Genomic DNA, 17,250 nt, shown 5'->3' with positions numbered 1-17,250 from the left:
GTCACGGCCCCAGCGGGCGCTCAGCGTTCAGAATAGGGGTCATGTCGCTGTTCCGTTTGCTGCTTCGCCTGCTGATGCTCGTCGTCGGCGCCTTTATCGGCCTGGGCCTCTTCCTGATCGCCGTGCTGGCCTTCCTGGCCTTCCTGCTCGTCAGCTTGCTGACCGGCCGCAAGCCGAATCTGCAGTTCCGTGTCAACAAGAACCCGTGGGCGCAGCGCCGCCAGCCGGCGGGAGAAGTGGTGGACGTCGAAGCGCGTGAAGTGCACGACGCCGCGCCACTATCGTTGCGCTCACCCGACCAGCGCTGAGCTATTTCAGTTCCACGGGTCCGTACCAGGTGCGGGCCGACGCGCGGCTGTTGTCGCTGTCCGTCATGACGGCCATCGAGGTCAACGGGCCTGGCGCCTCGCCAAAGGCCAGGCGGAAGTCGGCGGCCAGGTCGCGCCGGTGTTCGCGCCAGCGGCGCAGTTCCGCGGGGCCGGAGTCGACGACGATCTTGCGGATGCGGTCGCTGCGTGGGTTGATGACGACGGTGCCGACCGGCAGCTTGCTGTCCCAGACATACATCAGCGTCGCATAGGGCGGCAGCTCGCCGGTCAGGGCCTGCGCGAGTTCGAACTTCATGCGCGTGCGCAGCGGCAGTTTGTCGATGTCGCCGGCGAAGCCGAAGATGACGCGGGCGACGGCGTCCTCATGGTCGATGTCCGAGACATTGGCACCCGGGATCAGGCCCTGCACCCACCATGAGAAATTGACCTCGCCGACGCTGATCTTTGCCGGCTCCAGCCGCTTGCGCCAGATGCTGGCCGAGCGATCCGAAGCAGCTTCCAGCGCGGGGCGGCCGTCCTTCTCCGTCCAGTTGTACTGGGTAAGCTTCTTGCCGGGCAGGGCCAGCGGCTGCCAGCCTTCGGCGGCTGGAGGCGGGGCGACGGTCGTGGCGCAGCCGGCCAGCAAGGCCAGGGCGCTGAAGGCGAGTGCGCCGCGCATCACCAGGTCTTGCGCTGCAGCTCTTCGAGGATCTCGCCGTAGATGCGATAGCGGCTGGCGCTGATCAGCCCCGCTTGAACCGCCGCGCGCACGCCGCAGTCGGGCTCGTGGATGTGGCTGCAATTGGCGAAGCGGCAGTTGGCGTGCTCGCGCAGGTCGGGCATGTAGCGCCACAGCTCGGCGGCGTCGATCTGGCGCAGGCCGAATTCCTGGAAGCCGGGCGAGTCGATCAGCGCCGTCGTGCGTGTCTCGTCGGTCCAGTACCACTGCGTCGTCRTCGTCGTGTGGCGGCCGGAGTTCAGCGCCTGCGAGATCTCGCCGATCTGGGCCTTGGCGTCTTTCACGAGCAGGTTGATCAGCGTGCTCTTGCCCGTGCCACTGGGGCCGAGGACGAAGGTGCGTTGGCCGGCCAGCCAGGGGTCCAGCGTCGTGCGGGAGCCCTCGGGGTCGGCCTTCAGCGCGACCTCGAACATCTTCAGGCCCATGGCGCGATAAGGTGCCAGGCGCTCGCGAGCCGAATCGGTGCCCGGCAGGTCGGTCTTGTTCAGCGCGATGRCCATGCTGATGCCGGCGGACTCGGCGGCGATCAGGGAGCGCGTGAGCTGGCTCTCACTGAACACCGGCTCGACAGCGACGAGGACAAGCAGCTGGTCCAGGTTGGCTGCGAAGCTCTTGGTCTTCCACTCGTCCTGGCGGAACAGCAGATTGCGCCGAGGCTCGACGGCTTCGATGACTCCCTCATCGCCGGAATCGGCGAAGCGCACCTGGTCACCAACGACAGCCTCGCTCTTCTTGCCGCGCGGGTGGCAGACGAAGCGCTTGCCCTCCGAGTCCTCGACGATGTAGTGGCGGCCATGGCCGCGCACGACAAGTCCCAGGTCCAGCGCCTGGAATTTACTCATGTACCGGTCGCTTCGGGCAAGGCGCTCACTTGTGCCGCACAGATCGCGTCATTCAAGGTCAGCCCGCCGCGCGAATGCGTCGTGAAGCTGACCGTGCAGGCGTCGTAGCCGACCAGCATCTCGGGGTGATGGTCCTGCGCGTGGGCGATCTCGGCGACCGCGTCGACGAAGGCCATGGTCTGGTAGAAGTTCGCGAAGCCGAAGCGGCGCCCGATCACTTTGTGTTCGGCGTCCGGCAGCCAGCCGGGCAGGGCGGCCAGCACGCGGGTTCGCGTGTCGGCGTCCATCAAGGGCGCCTTGGGGTCACATTGGGCGAGCAGGAGGTCGTTCATGCGGCGAGGGCTGCAAGACGTTCGGCAGCAGGTGGGTGGGAGTAGTAGAAGCGCGCGTAGACCGGGTCGGGTGTCAGCGTGCCGGCATTGTCCTCGTGCAGCTTCAGCAGCGCCGAGGACAGGTCGGCGCCGCTGGCCTGGGCGCGGGCATAGGCGTCGGCCTGGAACTCGTCGCGGCGCGAGAAGTGGCTCGCCAGCGGCGTCACGAAGAAGCCGAACACCGGGCCGGCGAGCAGGAAGAGGATCAGCGCCAGCGCGTCATTGGGTGCGTCGAGATTCGGCGTTGCACCCAGGCCCAGGTAAAAGGCCGGCTGTTGCGCCAGCCAGCCGAGCAGCGCAAAGCCGGCGAGGCTCATGGCGAACATCAACACGATGCGCTTGGTGATGTGCTTGTGCTTGAAGTGGCCCAACTCGTGGGCCAGCACGGCCTCCACCTCGCTGCCGTTGAGCTTGGTCAGCAGCGTGTCGAAGAAGACCACGCGCTTGGCCGGGCCGAAGCCGCTGAAATAGGCATTGCCATGCGCCGAGCGTCGGCTGCCGTCCATGACGAACAGGCCCTTGGCTGCAAAGCCGCAACGCGCCATCAGCTTCTCGACGCGGTCCTTCAGCGCCAAATCGGTCAGCGGCTCGAACTTGTTGAACAGCGGCGCAATGACGGTCGGGTAGATGACCATGATCAGCAGGTTGAAGCCCATCCACGCGCCCCAGGCCCATAGCCACCAGAGCGGGCCGGCCGCGCCCATCAGCCAGAGAATGAGGGCGACGATGGGCAGGCCCATCAGCACGCCGACGGCGAGGCCCTTGGCCATGTCGGCGAAGAAGAGCTTGAGCGTCGTGCGGTTGAAGCCGAAGGCCTGCTCGATGCGGAAGGTGGACCACAGCTCCCAGGGCAGGTCCAGCAGTGACCCCGCCAGCACGAAGACGGCGACCAGGCCGAGCTGGTAGCCCATGCCTTGCCAAGCTTCGGGCAGCATGTGGCTGGCTTCCAGCGCCCAGCTGTTCAGAGCGTTCAGGCCGCCCAGCAACGTCCAACCGAGCAGCACGGCCGCATTGAAGGCCAGGGCCAGCAGGCCGAAGCGGGACCGGGCGACCGTGTAGTCCGCCGCCTTCTGATGAGCCACCAGCGTCACGTTGCCGGCAAAGGCTGCCGGGACCTGGCCGCGATGGGCGGCGACATGGCGGATCTGGCGAGAGGACAGCCAGAACTTGACGAGGGTCGAGGCGGCGAGCGCGGCCGCAAAAGCAAGGGACAACAGCAGGGGAGACATAAGCCTCAAGTTTAGGCTGCGAGAATTCCTCATCTTCAGAGTGAGCCCAGCATGTCCGACACCCTTGCCCTCAGCGAAAACAACCTGATCTGGATCGACCTCGAAATGACGGGTCTGTATCCCGACACCGACCGCATCATCGAGATTGCCGTCGTCGTGACCGACGCCAACCTCGAAAAGCGCGTCGAAGGCCCTGTCTTCGCCGTGCATCAGAGCGACGCGACGCTGGACGCCATGGACGCCTGGAACAAGGGTACCCATGGCAGGAGCGGCCTCATCGACCGCGTCAAGGCCTCCACCGTCTCCGAGGCCGAGGCCGCCGCCCAGACCATCGCCTTCCTGAAGCAATACGTGCCCAAGGGCAAGAGCCCGATGGCCGGCAACAGCATCTGCCAGGACCGCCGCTTCCTCGCCAACTACATGCCCGAGCTGGAGAGCTTCTTCCACTACCGCAACCTGGATGTGTCCACGCTGAAGGAACTGGCCAAGCGCTGGAAGCCCGCCGCGCTGGAGGGCTTCAAGAAGGCTCAGGCCCACACGGCCATGGCCGACATCCACGAGTCCATCGACGAGCTCGTCCACTACCGCACTCATTTCCTGAACCTGGCCTGACCGGGCCGCACGGCGCTTGCTGCACGCCGCTTTCGACTTCCCCCGCCACCCGCTGGCCCGCGAGGACGGCGAGCGGCTGCGCGGCTGCTGGGCCACGCCGCCGACGCGCTGGCTGAGGGCGACGCGGCTGGATGAGGTGCGCGGCGTCATCGCCGAGGCCGAAGCCGCGGCACGAGCCGGCGCCTGGGTCCTTGGGGGGCTGCGTTACGAGGCCGYCGCGGTTTTCGACGCCGCACTGAAGACGCACGGCGCCACCGCGCCGCTGGCCGAGTTCGCTGTCTACGAGTCGCCCCCTGAGCCCTGGCCGGAGCTGCCTCCAGCCTACAGCGGCTTCCTGGGCTGGAATGACGCCGAGCCGGACGGCACGGCAGCCATCGAGCGCATCCGCACCTACATCCGTGACGGCGATTGCTACCAGGTCAATCTGACCACCCGGCTGCGCGCGGCGGCCGGCGCGCTGGACGCCGAGCAGCTCTTCCTCGCCCTGCACGCCAGCCAGCCCGGCGGCTTCAGCCTGTTCTTGCGCGAAGCCGGCGCGGCCAGCGTGTCACCCGAACTCTTCTTCGACTGGCGTCCCGTGCCCGGTGCCAAGGCGAGCTGGCTGTTGGCGGCCCAGCCCATGAAGGGCACGGCGCCGCGCGGCCGCGACCGTGTCGACGACGAGGCGGCTCAGGCGCACCTGCGCACCAGCGAGAAGGAGCGCGCCGAGAACCTGATGATCGTGGACCTGCTGCGCAATGACCTCAGCCACGTCGCTCAGCTCGGCACCGTGCGCGTGCCGCGTCTGTTCGAGCTGCATGCGCTGCCAACGGTCTGGCAGATGACGTCCACCGTGACGGCCGTCAGCCGCGGCGGGTTGACGTTGGCCGATGCCTTCGCGGCACTTTTCCCCTGCGGTTCGGTGACCGGCGCGCCCAAGATCCGCGCGATGCAGATCATCCGCGAGCTGGAGCCGACGGCGCGGGGTTGGTACTGCGGCGCGCTGGGCCTGATCCAGCCCGGCGGCGTTGCCACCTTCAATGTGCCCATCCGCACTGTCGAGTTCCACGGCGAGGCGCTGACTTGTGGCATCGGCAGCGCCATCACATTGGACAGTGAGCCTGCTGCCGAAATCGCCGAATGGCGGGCCAAGTCGCGCTTCCTGGCCCGCGCCGAGGCGCCCGTCGAGGCGCTGGAGACGCTGCGGCTGGAGGGCGGCGTGGCGGTGCGCGGCGACGCTCACCTGGCCCGCATGCAGCGCACGGCGCGCCACTTCGGCCTGCGCTTCTCGCTGGCCGAGGCGCGGGCCCACCTGAAGGCAGTGGCGGAGGCCCACGCACAAGGCAGCTGGCGCCTGCGCCTGACCGGCGACGCCGAGGGGCGCCTGCATCACACGCTGGCCGCCTTCACTCCGATGGCCGAGCCGGTGCTGCTGGCGCTGGCCGATCAGCCCATTCCCACGCTCGGTCCCAGTGCCGAGTTCCTGGCCCACAAGACGACACGTCGCGAGCTGTATGCCTTCGACAAGCCAGCCCAAGCCTTCGACGTCATCCTCTGGAACGAGGCGGGCGAGCTGACCGAATGCAGCTTCGGCAACCTTGCCCTGCGGCTTGACGACCAGTGGCTCACACCGCCGCTGGCCGCCGGGGTGTTGCCCGGCGTGCTGCGTGCTGAGCTGCTGGCCCTGGGCCGTCTCAAGGAAGCACGGCTGACCCGGCAGGATCTGGCCCGTGCCGAGGGCCTGGCCTTCTTCAACAGCCTGCGCGGCTGGCTAGTTGCCGAGTTGACGTAAGGCCCGCATCAGCGCCATCGCGTCCTCGCCCGGCCGCGCTGGCAGCTTGGTGTAGACCGAGCTGTCCGCCGTGCGCGCCATCAGGCCTTGGGTGACGAGATCACGGCGCAGCGTGCAGTAGTCGCCGAAGCAGTGCCAGGCCGTCAGGATCTGGTTGACCTCGCGCTCGCGGTAAGGCCGCTTGGCGTCGAAGCGCATCCACAGGCCCCACAGGGCCATCAACTGCAGCGAGCGCTTGACGGGCAGCCGCTGCAGCCGGCCCTGATCGTCGAACAGGCGCAGCGTGCGGCGAACGATGTCGCTGTGTTCCGCACGGGCAGGGGTGGTGGTCCGCGGCAGGGCCGGCGGACGCGCCTTCAGCATCTGCAGATTGCGATGCCCGGCTGCGCGGGCCAGCATGTTCAGCAGGGTCTGGTGGCCTGGCGTGGCGGGGTGCGCCAGCAACTGCGTGCGCAGAGACTTGGTGAAGGTGGACAAGTCGTCCACGACGAGGGGCAGGGATTCACGGGCCATGATGGCACTCCATGCGCACGCCAACGACGAAAGAGGCTGGGCTTGCCGACTTGCAGCCAGGGCGCACGCGAGGTTCACGTGAACGAAGGCGGTATGCGTGGCAGGTTCAGCTCGCGGCGGGTGCCGCGCGGCAAGGCCTGGGTGTTCTGCCGACCCGGGCCGCAAGTGTGCCAGAGCTCACACCCGCGCCTCAGGGGTGGATTCCGTGAAAACCCTGATCTGTGCTACAGTCGCAGCTTCGCTCGGTTCCAACCGAGCTTCGTACGTCTCCTCTGACCTCGTTCGGCCCGTAGTTCATACGGCTTCTCGAACACCCCTCGTGGATCGGTCGGCGGCGATGAAGCCGTCGCTTTGACTGTTCCCCCGTGCCGCACCCGACTGCAACCAGCAGCCCGAGCCGCCCGACACGAGCTTTCTCCCAGCGACTTTGACTGCTGAACGGCATGGTCTGTTCAGCGCCCGCGTGTCCGCCCTCACTGATTTCCAGGCGGCATGGACGGGCTTTTGACTGAAAGAACGACATGAGTTTCGATACCCTGGGCCTGAACGAAGTGGTCCTGAAGGCCGTGAAAGATTCCGGCTACGAGAACGCCACCGACGTGCAGACGCTCGCCATTCCCGCTGCCATCGCCAACAAGGACCTGATGGTCTCGGCGCGCACGGGCTCGGGCAAGACCGCCGCCTTCATCCTGCCGGCGCTGGAAAAGATCCTGGCCGCACGTGGYGACGACAGCAAGAAGCGCGAAAAGGGCAAGGTCTATGGCCCCAAGATCCTGGTGCTGGCCCCCACCCGTGAGCTGGCTATGCAGGTCGCCAAGGCCGCACAGACCTACGGCCGCTTCATCCCGGGCCTGAAGGTCGCCACCGTGCTGGGCGGCATGCCCTACCCGCTGCAGATCCGCCAGCTGATGGGCCCGCTGGACATCCTGATCGCGACCCCCGGCCGCCTGATCGACCACATCAACTCCGGCAAGTGCGTGCTGGGCAATGTCGAAATGCTGGTGCTGGACGAAGCCGACCGCATGCTGGACATGGGCTTCATCGACGACATCACGATGATCGCCGGCAATACCCCTGCCGAGCGCCAGACCGTGATGTTCAGCGCCACGTTCGCCGGCCACGTCGGCCGCCTCGCGCAGAACCTGCTGAAGGATCCGCAGCGCATCGAGGTGGCCAACCACACCGACACGCACGAGAACATCGAGCAGCGCCTGCACTGGGCCGACAACCCCCACCACAAGGACCAGCTGCTGGAGTCCATCCTGGCCCTGCCGGAGATGGAGCAGGCCGTCGTCTTCACCAGCACGCAGCGTGACGCCGACTGGCTGGCCGAGCGCCTGGCCGAGATCGGCCACTCGGTGGCGCCGCTGCACGGCGCGATGCCGCAAGGCAAGCGCAACCGCGTGCTGCAGGCTCTGCGCAGCAAGCAAGTGCGCGTGCTGGTGGCCACCGACGTTGCCGCTCGCGGCATCGACGTGCCGACCATCAGCCACGTCATCAACTACGGCCTGCCGATGAAGGCCGAGGACTATGTGCACCGCATCGGCCGCACCGGCCGTGCCGGCCGCCAGGGCCTGGCGATCACGCTGGGCCTGCGTGACGACGTGTCCATGATCCGCCGCATCCAGCAGTTCACGACGCAGACGATCCCCGTGCAGCAGATCGCCGGTCTTGAGCCCAAGACGCAAGAGCCGCGCATCTTCCCGCCGCGCCCGGCTGGTTCCTTCGACGACCGCGGCCCACGTGGCCACTTCGGTGGCGGCCGCCCTGGCTTCGGCAACAAGCCTTTCCGTCGTGAAGAGGGCAGCCGCCCCTTCCACGGTGGTGGCAAGCCTTTCAATCATGGTTCTGGCGGCCAGGACCGTGGCTTTGCGCCGCGCGATGACCGTGGCTTCGCTCCGCAAGGCGACAACCGTGGCTTTGCTCCCCGTGAAGATCGCGGTTTTGCGCCGCAGGGTGATAACCGCGGCTTTGCTCCGCGTGAGGATCGTGGTTTCGCACCGCGTGATGATCGCGGCTTCCAGCCCCGTGACGACCGTGGCTTCGCGCCGCGCGGCGAGCGCTCCTTCCAGCCGGCCGGCAAGCCCAGCTTCGGCGCCAAGCCGGCCTTCGGCGACCGCCGCCCGCCGAGCGGCCCGCGCAAGGGTGGCTTCGGCCGCTGATCCCGCGGCGGCATCTGCCGCCCCGGCGATGATGGAGGGCCCGCAGTGCGGGCCCTTTTTTATGACCAGTTCCAGCGACAAGCAGACCGGCACCCTCGTCCAGTGGGACGACGCCAAGGGCTATGGCTTCATCGCGCCCGACGGCGGCCCGGCCCGCCTCTTTGTCCATATCCAGGCCTTTGCCGCCCGCGCCGAGCGGCCGGTGGTGGGTGAGCGATTGAGCTTCCAGGCGGGTTCTGACGCCCAGGGCAAGCCGAGGGCGCTGGCCGTGCGGCCCATCAAGGCGCCGCCGCTACCCGCAGCGCCGCGCGATCGCAGCCGTGTGCTGCTGCTGGTGCCGGCCTTTGCCGGCTTTGTGCTGGCCTGCCATCTCCTCTGGGGCTTGCCGAACTGGCTCTGGGGCATCTATTCCGCCATGAGCATGGCGACCTTCATCGTCTATGCGCTCGACAAGCGGGCCGCCAGGCAGGGAGCTTGGCGCGTGGGCGAGAAGACCCTGCATGGGCTGTCGCTGGCCTGCGGCTGGCCGGGCGCGTTGCTCGCCCAGCAACTGCTGCGCCACAAGAGCGTGAAGCCGGCGTTCCGGCGCATCTACTGGCTGACGGTGATCCTCAACATCGCGGCCTTCGCTGCGGTCTTCACGCCGCTACTGAAAAGCTGAGTTCGCCCAAGCCCTCGAAGGCCAGCGTGCCGCGGGCCGCACCCGTCAGCGGATGCAACCCGCCCCAGGCGCCGGTCGTCACGATGGTGCCGGCTGGCAAGGTAGCGCCATGGCGCGTGGCATGGCGCAACCAGGCCGGCAATACGGCGGCTGGATCGGCCAGGGAATGCCCACCACGGCGGACGACATCGGGCTGGCTGGCGAGGCTGAGACGCCATTCGAGCTGAGCCCACCGCAACGGGCGATAGGGTTGCCAGGCACCGAGCAGCAGACCGGCGTTGGATTGGTGGTCGGCCATGCGCAGCAAGGCAGGCGCGTCCAGCCCTTCCTGCCAGCGCGAGGCGACCAGTTCAACAGCGACGCACATGGATTGCGCCCTCCCATCCGCGTCAATGCGCAGCGCCACCTCGGCCTCGACACCAAGCAGTGACGTTCCGGGGACGGGGTTGACTGGCGAATGGCTGAACGGACCCTGGGCGCTGGCGCCGCCGGACTTCCAGCGGTCGAAGCGCCAGTCCAGCGCCCGGGCGATGCCGTCTTGCACGGCATAGGCATCGGCCTCGTCACGTACGGCGTGGGTCCAGTCGGCGGCACTCAAGCGGCTGCCGTCACGGTGGCAGGCAACCAGGGCATCGATCAGGGCTTGCGTCATGGCTTGAAGTGGAGCAGCGAGTGGCCTTACTTCTTCTTGGCGTAGCCGGGTTGGTCGACTTTGCCGGTGGCCCAGAGAATGCCTTGGGTGACCAGGTCCAGATAGCGGGCGTCAGCGACGGTGGCCGTGGTGTGACCGAGTGAGGTGCTGAACACGCGCGTCTTCTTCGGGCCGAATTCGTTCGTCCAGACGACGACCGTTTCGACGGCCTGTGCTTCTTCGGTCACGCTGCCGTCGGGCTGCCGCCTGCTTTGCTTGACGATCTGCCTGCCCTTTGCGAGCGCTTTGCCATCGAGGATCTGGACGTTGTTGTAGAGCTCCTCATTGACGGTGGTCCAACCGTCGAGCGTCCTCGTGATCGGGTGATCCTTGTCGACGAAGGTGATCGCGATGGGTTCATTCGGTCCGTGGCCGGTCGATTGCAGGCCGAGGTATTCGTACCACTGGGCGTTGTCCGCACCGCGGGCTACCGGCTGGGTGTAGTCGCCAGAGCGAAAGCTGTGCATCGCGCAGTGCAGATTGACGCCGGGCATGCCGTCCAGATGGGGTTTCAAGACGCTTTTGAACGAGCTGGGGTCGCGCGGGTCGGCTGCGCACTCGTCGTGGATGACCACGTCGTAGCCACGCGCGTAGTCGGGGTTGCCGAAGAGGGGCAGCGGGGGGCTGCCGGTGGTGTTGTCGCTGTGCATTTGATCCACGACGATGTTCGCGCGCGCCTCAATGCCCGATTTCAGCAGGTCCTTTTGCGCACCGTAGTCGTGGCAGCAGCCGCCGGTGATGAGCAGGGCACGGATGGGTTTCGGTGCGTCCGCCGCGAACGCGGGGAGGGCGGCGAACGCAAAAGCCAGGGCAAGGACGTGAGGAGGTTTCATAAGGACCTGTGGCGAGGAAGCGGCGTGGGCGAATCTAGCACCCAGGCGCTCCTCGCGATCAGGCCTGCACGGCGAGTCATCCGAAGCGGAAACTCGACGCCGTCACGCCGCCCATGAATTCAGTCTCGTGATAGTGGCAGGCGGCGGTCTCGCCCTCGGCGGCGCCAGCGGCCACCATCAGCGGCAGCAGATGCTCCTCGCGCGGATGGGCCAGGCGGGCAGCGGGTGCCTGGGCCCAGGCCTGCAGGCGCTCAGCACGGCCGGCCGGAGAGGGCAGGGTGGACTGCAGCCAGGCATCAAAGGCGGCGGACGGCTCACGGCCGGCCGAGCCGTAGAGGCGCAGGTTGTGGAAGCTGAAGCCGCTGCCGAGGATGAGCACGCCTTCGTCGCGCAGCGGCGCCAGGGCGCGGCCCAGCGCGATGTGTTCGACCGGGTTCAGGCCGCGCTTGAGCGACAGCTGCACGACGGGCACGTCGGCGTCGGGGTACATCGGTACCAACGTGCAGAAGGCGCCGTGGTCGAAGCCGCGTTGGGCGTCGCGGGCGGCGGGCAGGCCGGCGGCCTGGATCAGTGCGACAACACGCTCGGCCAGCGCCGGATCGCCCGGTGCCGGGTAGACCACCTCGTAGGTGTGGGCCGGGAAGCCGCCGTAGTCGTAGAGCATGCCCGGTGCGGGCGAGGTCATGACAGTGAAGGCGGCCTCTTCCCAGTGGGCCGAGATCATCAGGATGGCCTTCGGCTTGGCCGGCAATGTGGCCGGTAGGGCTTGCAGCGAGGTCTCAAGCCTGGCGTGGGCGCGACGGTAGTCGCCGTCCATGAACGGCCAGGGGCCGCCGCCGTGGGAGAGGAAGAAGCTGGGCAGGCGAGGGGTTTGCATGCCCATAAGACTAGGCCCGCTTGCGCGGGCCTGGGTTCAGTCGGCTTGATGCCGGCGTTCGCAAAAGCCGAACGTCAGCCGCGGCGACGGCGGGAGGCTGCGAGGGCCGCCACGCCGGCCAGGCTCAGCAGCGCCAGGTCGGCCGGCTCGGGCAGACGGCCTGGATCGGTGGTGATGGAGGTGTCGTTGGCCAGCCGCCAGTTCAGGATGTCGTGGTTCTGGTAGCCCGAGCCGGTCGCGGCAGTGAAGCCGACGAAAGCGTCGTTGGTGCCCAGGGCCGAGCCGATGTCGATGTCGATGTTGAAATCGGTGATGAGCTGTCCGACGGCGACTGTCGACTGTCAAACCCCTCGACACCACCTAATTTGGCGGCTTCAGGGCCCGTCGATAATCCGCGCCCCATGTTGACGACACCCCAGGACACCGACGACACCGCGCGCCCCGATCGCGTGGAGGACTACTTCCGCGACGGCGCCGCGCCGGCGGATGCGCTGCTGTGGTGGCAGCTCGAACGCCAGGACGCCTTGCAGACGGCGCTGCGGGCGCTGTTCCAGGGGCCCGCGGGCCTGACCCGGCTGCGGCTGTGGGTGTTTTTCGAGCTGATGGCGCTGCGCGAGTCGCGGCTGACGCGCGAGGCGCTGAACCAGGCCTTCCACGTGCTGCGCGACGAGGTGCTGGACAACGTGCTCAAGCGCCTGCGTGAAGCCGAACTGCTGGCCTGGGACGCGACGGGGCAGACCTACGCCGTCACGCCGCTGGCCCAGCAGCTCGTGGGCCTGCTGCAGCCGCTGACGCAGGAGGAGGCGCCCGACGGCGACCTGGCCTCGCTGCTGGCCGGCGTGGCCGGCGCCCACCAGCTTGGCACCTTGCAGCCGGCCCAGCTACAGCATTTGCTGGCCCAGCTTTCGCGGCTGTACGACGAGTTCGCCGACGCGATCGCGAGCGGCAGCGAGTTCGCCTTGCGCCGCGCACGCACCCGCTTCGAGAAGGCGCTGACGCTGGTGGATCGCGCTGGCGAGGCGCTGGGTGCCATCATTGCCCAGGCCGAAGCCGCCGGCGACGCTCGCCTGGAGCGCCTGGCCCGCGAGCTGGGCCTGGCGCAGGCGCGGCTGCTGGCCATGGCCAGCCAGTTCAACCGCGCGCTCCAGCAGGCGGACCGCCAGCGCGTAACACTGGGTTCCACCGGCATCACGACCACCGATGTGCGCCGCTGGCTGCAAAGCCAGGGCGACCTTGCCAAACTGCTGGCTGATGGCTGGGAACGGCCGGTGCACCCGGTGCTGGTGTCCCAGCACGACCTCGTTGACACCGCGGAAGCCGAATTTGAGCGCGACCGGCCCAAGCCTGCCGAGATCGCAGCGCTGCCCCAAGGCCAGGCCGCGCCCACTGGCGAGCTGGCCGTCATGCAATTGCCGCCCGACATGGACCAGATGCAGGCGCTGCTGACGGCCTGGGCGGCCGCCGATCCCATCGAACGCGACCTGTCGCCCGCGGTTCTTGGCGACAGCTATGCCCGCGCCGCCTACCGCGCCCAGCTGCTGCCGCTGCTGGGCGACGCGCAAGCCCGACACCTGAAGGGCGCCACCGGCGACATGGCCCGCCAGCCGTGGAGCGTGCGCTGGTCCGCCGAACAAGGCCCCGTCGACGACGAGTTCGTCAAATGGATGAGCCGCGGCGTCCTCACACCTGAATCTTCTTCATGAGCCAACCTCTCGACGACGCCGCCCAACTGGCGGCGCAACTGCTGGCCCGGCGCTGGCTGCCGCGCAGCCACCCGCTGGTGCGCCGCGCGTTGATCGACACCGAGCTGTGGACCCTGCTGGGCCAGCGCCTGGGGGCCGTCGGGCTCAAGGTGGTGGACAACGTGCACGCCGACCACATCGCCGTCGCCCTCGTGCGACCGGCCGAAAGCGCCGTGTTCGGCGAGATGGGCCTGGCCGCTAACAACAACCTCGATCTGCCGCGCGATGGCGTGGCGCTGCTGGTGGTGCTGTGGTCGCTCATCGTGTTGCCGAAGCGCCAGCGCCAGGTCGCGCGCAGCGACGCCATCCACGCCGGCCAGGGCGAGATGTTCGCGGCCGACAAGCCGCTGCCCCAGGCCGCGAGCGTCGCGCCGCTGATCAGCTACCGCAGCCTGCTGGCGGACTTTGGCGACCAGCTCGGCAAGAAGCTGCGGCTGGACACCAACCTCAAGCTGCTGGAGCGCCACGGCTTCATCACGCGCCGCGGCGAGGACATTGCCGAGGGGCCGCTGCTGGACCTGCTGATCGACTACGACCTGCTGGCGCCGCGCATCCTCGATGGCGCCATGGGCGACGTGCTCGCCCGCGCCGGCCACCCGGTCGCCCGCCCCGAAGAAGCAGAACAACAAAACCTCGACGACTGATGTTCCACCTGCAATCGCTCGAACTGCTGCACTGGGACTACTGCCAGCGCGTCACGCTGCCGCTGGACGGCGCCATCATCACCATCGCCGGCCCCAACGGCTCGGGCAAGACCACGCTGCTGGACGCGATGCGCACGCTGCTTGGGCTGGAGTGCTCGGGTGGCCGCACCTACAAGACCTATGCCCGCCACGCCAACGCCGAGACGGCGTGGCTGCGCGCGCTGGTGGACAACCGCCCGCGCTCGCGCCAGAACAGCAGCCGGCCATTCGCTTCGTCGCTGCTGTACGGCGACCAAGTGACGCTGGCCTGCCGCATCGAGCGCCACGGTGGCGACTGGGTGCGCCGCTACACCATCCTCGACGGTGCGCATGAGATCGAGCAACTGGCCGAAAAAGGTGACCGCGACTGGCTGGGCATCGAGGCGTGGAAGAAGCGGCTGGAAGCGGCCGGCCTCACGCGCGCCATCGGTCGCGTGCTGGCGCTGGAGCAGGGCCAGACCGACCGGCTCTGCGAGCTTTCTCCAAAGGAGCTGCTGCGCCTCGTCTTCGAGGTGTTCGGCGACCAGGAGGTGCTGGACCGCTACGAGCAGGCGCGCAGCCATCAGCAACACCTGGGCAAGGAAGTCGAGCAGGCCGGCGCCGAGTTGGCGCACACGCAGGCGCAGTTGAGCGACCTGGCCAACCGCGTCAACAGCCACCGCCAGTACCAGCTCAAGATCCAGGAGCGCGAGCGCCTGGCCACCGAAGTGCTGGCCGTGCTGCGCTGGAGCGAGGCGCGCGAACGCATCACCCGCGATGCGCGCGAGTTGCACCGCCAGCGCCTGTTTGCCTCGGGTGACGTGAAGGTGCTGACCGAGAAGCGCGCGGCGCTGCATGGTTTGTTCACGGCGCAGGAAGCGGCCAAGGAGCGCATGAAGGCGCTGGACGGCGAACGTCGTGAGGCCCGCGCCGCGTTCGACTCGGCGCGCGAAGCCGAGCGGCCCGCCGAGGCCTTGGTCAAGCGTGAGGACGAACTGAAGGCGCTGGCCGACGTGGAGGCCGATGCCGCCGCGCTGACGGCGCGCATGCAGGAACTGGCCGGCGAACGCGAGCGCCTGCGCGCCGACTACACCCGTGCCAGCGACAAGGCCGCCCGCGCGCAGACCGCATTGGGCGAGCTGAGCGGCAAGCGCCTGCCCCCGCCGCCGCCCGAGGTCGCGCCGATGAAGCGCGCGCTGGACGACGCGGGCATCGCCCACCACCTCGTTGCCGACAGCGTCGACATCGCCGACGAAACCTGGCGCGCCGCCGCCGAAGGCCTGCTGCGCCCATCGCGCTGGGTCGTGGTGCTGAAACACCGCAGCGACGAAGGCCGCGCCTTCGACATTGCGGCGAAGCAGCGCTACCGTCACTACGTCGTCGCCGACACGCAGGCCGCAGGCCAGGCGCCGGCCGGCTCGCTGCTGGCGGCGCTGAACGTCAGCGCGCCGCTGCCGACCTGGCTGGTGCGCCAGCTGGGTAGCATCCGCTGCGTCACGTCGACGGAAGAGGGCGCCAAGGCTGGCGGCGAATGGATCACGACCGACGCCTACTACCGCGACGGCCGCGGCGGCCGCAGCGTCTTCGTCGAGCCGCGCGACCATCAGTTCGGCGCGTCGGCCGTGGACTCGCGCCGCGGTGCGCTGGAGGCCGAGCTGGCCCGCTGGGACGGTGAGCTGAGCCGCATCGCCAAGGCGCAGGCGGAAGTCGAACGCCAGTTCAAGGACGTGCAGCGCGCAGCCGTTGGGCATAAGGCTGCGCAGGAATTGAGCGAACGCTCCGACGAATTCGCCGAAGCTCGCGCGCGCCTGCCGGTGCTGCGCCAAGCGCGCGCCGAAGCGTCCACGCGCATGAGCACGCTGGACAGCGAGCACGACCGCATGCTGCGCGACTCCACGCGCAGCGAGCAGGCCTATGAAGCCGCGCAGATCGCGCTGCGCGACGGCGAGGGCTCAGCTTCGGGCCGAGTGCGTGAGCACGAGGCCAAACGCGAGGCGCTGCGTGCGGCATCGCGTCAGTCGCGCACGCAGAAAAGCCAGTTCCCCAAGTCCTGGGTCACGCCCATCGCGCTGGCCGCGCTGCGTGACGAGTTCGAGAACGCCCGCCAGGCCGAGATCCGCGCCCACCACGTCGACCAGGAACTGCAAGGCGGCCACTGGGAGGTCGACGCCAGCGTCGTGGACCGTCACGCCCGCATGTCGGCCCAGGTGCACGAGCAGGACACCCAGCTCAGCGACCGCCGCGCCAGCAACGAGCTGGCCCRCATCGCCGCCTTCAACGCCCGCGAGCGCTACATCGACGTGATGCGCGCCACCGTGCGCCGCTACAAGAAGAACGTCGCCGAGCTGGGCGAACTGGCCGGCGTTACCGCCGAAGCCGTGCTACCCCACCTGGACAACGACGACACCGTGCTCGCCCAGGCCGGCCTGCAGGTCAAGTTCAACTTTGACGGCAAGGGCGAGGTGGGGCTGAACGACGGCGAGGCCTCGGGTGGCCAGCAGGTGCTGAAGAGCCTGATCCTGCTCGTGGGCCTGATGAAAGACGACGAGACGCCGGGCGGCTTCGTCTTCATCGACGAACCCTTCGCCCACCTGGACGTGCGCAACATCCAGCTCGTCGGGCACTTCCTGCGCTCGACCCGCGCGCAATACCTGCTGACGACGCCGATCACGCACAACGTCGAGGTGTTTGAGCCCAGCGAGATCACGCTGGTGACGAGCAAGAAGCCGCGCGGCGAGCGTTGGGCGCCGCCCATCGCGGTGCTGGCGCGCCGGCCGGAAGTCTCCGTGTATGAATGACTGGGACTACCCGTCCCCGTTCACGCTGGCGCTGACGCCGGCGGCCGAACACATCGACGGGTTGGACCACACCAACAACGCCGTCTATGTGCAATGGTGCGAGCAGGCCGGCTGGGCGCATTCCGAGGCGCTCGGCCTGTCGCTTGACGACTACCGCCGCCAGGACCGCGCCATGGCCATTCGCGAAGGCCACTACGACTACCTGCTGCCTTCGTTCGAGGGCGAGGCCCTGGTGCTCGGCACATGGCTGACCGACAGCGACGGCAAGCTGACGATGGAGCGCCGCTTCCAACTGCGCCGCGCGAGTGACGGCGTCACGCTGGTGCGCGGCCGGTGGTTGCTGGTGTGCATCGAGATCAGCAGCGGCAAGCCGCGGCGCATGCCGCCCGAGTTCCTGAGCGCCTACGAAACGGTGGTGGTGCCCAAGCCTGAGTGATAT

Annotated in this window: 18 protein-coding genes; 9 read left to right on the top strand and 9 right to left on the bottom strand. The window is 68.3% G+C overall.

Annotated features, from left to right (window positions below):
- The first annotated feature begins 41 nt into the window (after window positions 1–41).
- Window positions 42–308 (top strand): hypothetical protein, encoded by a 267-nt coding sequence (locus ACXJKR_RS07820; protein ID WP_056197677.1) that lies wholly within the window; start codon window positions 42–44, stop codon window positions 306–308.
- Window position 309: 1 nt separating this feature from the next.
- Here ACXJKR_RS07820 and ACXJKR_RS07815 read toward each other — a convergent pair whose 3' ends face one another.
- The 4 genes from ACXJKR_RS07815 to ACXJKR_RS07800 are packed head-to-tail and all read right to left on the bottom strand — an operon-like array spanning window position 310 to window position 3,489.
- Window positions 310–987 (bottom strand): DUF3047 domain-containing protein, encoded by a 678-nt coding sequence (locus tag ACXJKR_RS07815; RefSeq protein ID WP_457322151.1) that lies wholly within the window; start codon window positions 985–987, stop codon window positions 310–312.
- Window positions 987–1,889 (bottom strand): ribosome small subunit-dependent GTPase A, encoded by a 903-nt coding sequence (gene rsgA / locus ACXJKR_RS07810; RefSeq protein ID WP_457322149.1) that lies wholly within the window; start codon window positions 1,887–1,889, stop codon window positions 987–989. The genes ACXJKR_RS07815 and rsgA overlap by 1 nt, the downstream gene beginning before the upstream one ends.
- On the bottom strand, window positions 1,886–2,176 hold the full coding sequence (locus tag ACXJKR_RS07805; protein ID WP_457322147.1) for a 4a-hydroxytetrahydrobiopterin dehydratase: 291 nt from the start codon (window positions 2,174–2,176) through the stop codon (window positions 1,886–1,888). The genes rsgA and ACXJKR_RS07805 overlap by 4 nt, the downstream gene beginning before the upstream one ends.
- Before the next feature lie 41 nt (window positions 2,177–2,217).
- Window positions 2,218–3,489 (bottom strand): M48 family metallopeptidase, encoded by a 1,272-nt coding sequence (locus tag ACXJKR_RS07800; protein WP_457322145.1) that lies wholly within the window; start codon window positions 3,487–3,489, stop codon window positions 2,218–2,220.
- 51 nt (window positions 3,490–3,540) lie between these two features.
- On the opposite strand from ACXJKR_RS07800, the gene orn reads away from it, so the two are divergent.
- Both orn and ACXJKR_RS07790 read left to right on the top strand, forming a co-directional pair.
- A complete protein-coding gene (orn, locus tag ACXJKR_RS07795) occupies window positions 3,541–4,101 on the top strand; it encodes an oligoribonuclease (RefSeq protein WP_056197666.1) in 561 nt (186 codons plus the stop codon).
- Between the two features lie 16 nt (window positions 4,102–4,117).
- Window positions 4,118–5,872: a chorismate-binding protein gene (locus tag ACXJKR_RS07790; protein WP_457322143.1), complete on the top strand. Its 1,755-nt coding sequence runs from the start codon at window positions 4,118–4,120 to the stop codon at window positions 5,870–5,872.
- Here the strand turns inward: ACXJKR_RS07790 and ACXJKR_RS07785 are convergent.
- Window positions 5,852–6,385, bottom strand: coding sequence for a DUF2087 domain-containing protein (locus ACXJKR_RS07785; RefSeq protein WP_457322141.1), 534 nt, complete (start codon window positions 6,383–6,385; stop codon window positions 5,852–5,854). The genes ACXJKR_RS07790 and ACXJKR_RS07785 overlap by 21 nt on opposite strands.
- Before the next feature lie 521 nt (window positions 6,386–6,906).
- Between ACXJKR_RS07785 and ACXJKR_RS07780 the strand changes: the two genes are divergently transcribed.
- Together ACXJKR_RS07780 and ACXJKR_RS07775 are read left to right on the top strand one after the other, a co-directional pair.
- A complete protein-coding gene (locus ACXJKR_RS07780; protein WP_056197662.1) occupies window positions 6,907–8,547 on the top strand; it encodes a DEAD/DEAH box helicase in 1,641 nt (546 codons plus the stop codon).
- Window positions 8,548–8,608: 61 nt separating this feature from the next.
- Window positions 8,609–9,208, top strand: coding sequence for a DUF1294 domain-containing protein (locus ACXJKR_RS07775; protein ID WP_457322138.1), 600 nt, complete (start codon window positions 8,609–8,611; stop codon window positions 9,206–9,208).
- On the opposite strand, the gene ACXJKR_RS07770 is transcribed toward ACXJKR_RS07775, so the two are convergent.
- The 4 genes from ACXJKR_RS07770 to ACXJKR_RS07755 form a co-directional block, all read right to left on the bottom strand.
- Complete coding sequence (locus ACXJKR_RS07770; protein ID WP_457322136.1) at window positions 9,186–9,860, bottom strand: 2-keto-4-pentenoate hydratase; 675 nt, start codon at window positions 9,858–9,860, stop codon at window positions 9,186–9,188. The two genes, ACXJKR_RS07775 and ACXJKR_RS07770, sit on opposite strands and share 23 nt — an antisense overlap.
- Before the next feature lie 26 nt (window positions 9,861–9,886).
- Window positions 9,887–10,732 (bottom strand): ThuA domain-containing protein, encoded by an 846-nt coding sequence (locus tag ACXJKR_RS07765; protein ID WP_457322134.1) that lies wholly within the window; start codon window positions 10,730–10,732, stop codon window positions 9,887–9,889.
- Window positions 10,733–10,808: 76 nt separating this feature from the next.
- Window positions 10,809–11,609, bottom strand: coding sequence for a DODA-type extradiol aromatic ring-opening family dioxygenase (locus ACXJKR_RS07760; RefSeq protein ID WP_457322132.1), 801 nt, complete (start codon window positions 11,607–11,609; stop codon window positions 10,809–10,811).
- Window positions 11,610–11,683: 74 nt separating this feature from the next.
- The gene (locus ACXJKR_RS07755; protein WP_457322153.1) at window positions 11,684–11,764 is read right to left on the bottom strand and encodes a PEP-CTERM sorting domain-containing protein; all 81 of its coding nucleotides are present in this window, start codon (window positions 11,762–11,764) and stop codon (window positions 11,684–11,686) included.
- 246 nt (window positions 11,765–12,010) lie between these two features.
- Between ACXJKR_RS07755 and ACXJKR_RS07750 the strand changes: the two genes are divergently transcribed.
- Genes ACXJKR_RS07750 through ACXJKR_RS07735 form a run of 4 tightly spaced genes read left to right on the top strand, consistent with a single transcriptional unit; the run spans window position 12,011 to window position 17,247 of the window.
- Window positions 12,011–13,312, top strand: a complete 1,302-nt coding sequence (locus ACXJKR_RS07750) for a hypothetical protein (protein ID WP_457322130.1) — start codon at window positions 12,011–12,013, stop codon at window positions 13,310–13,312.
- Entirely contained in the window at window positions 13,309–13,995 is a 687-nt protein-coding gene (locus tag ACXJKR_RS07745) for a hypothetical protein (RefSeq protein WP_457322128.1), read from the top strand. Before ACXJKR_RS07750 ends, ACXJKR_RS07745 begins: the two co-directional genes overlap by 4 nt.
- Complete coding sequence (locus ACXJKR_RS07740) at window positions 13,995–16,811, top strand: ATP-binding protein (protein WP_457322126.1); 2,817 nt, start codon at window positions 13,995–13,997, stop codon at window positions 16,809–16,811. The genes ACXJKR_RS07745 and ACXJKR_RS07740 overlap by 1 nt, the downstream gene beginning before the upstream one ends.
- Complete coding sequence (locus tag ACXJKR_RS07735; RefSeq protein WP_056197645.1) at window positions 16,804–17,247, top strand: acyl-CoA thioesterase; 444 nt, start codon at window positions 16,804–16,806, stop codon at window positions 17,245–17,247. Before ACXJKR_RS07740 ends, ACXJKR_RS07735 begins: the two co-directional genes overlap by 8 nt.
- Window positions 17,248–17,250 lie beyond the last annotated feature (3 nt).

The sequence above is a fragment of the Roseateles sp. P5_E11 genome (assembly GCF_054049355.1).
Note: the sequence above shows the minus strand (reverse complement) of the source record. Positions and strands in the feature narration are given on the sequence as shown.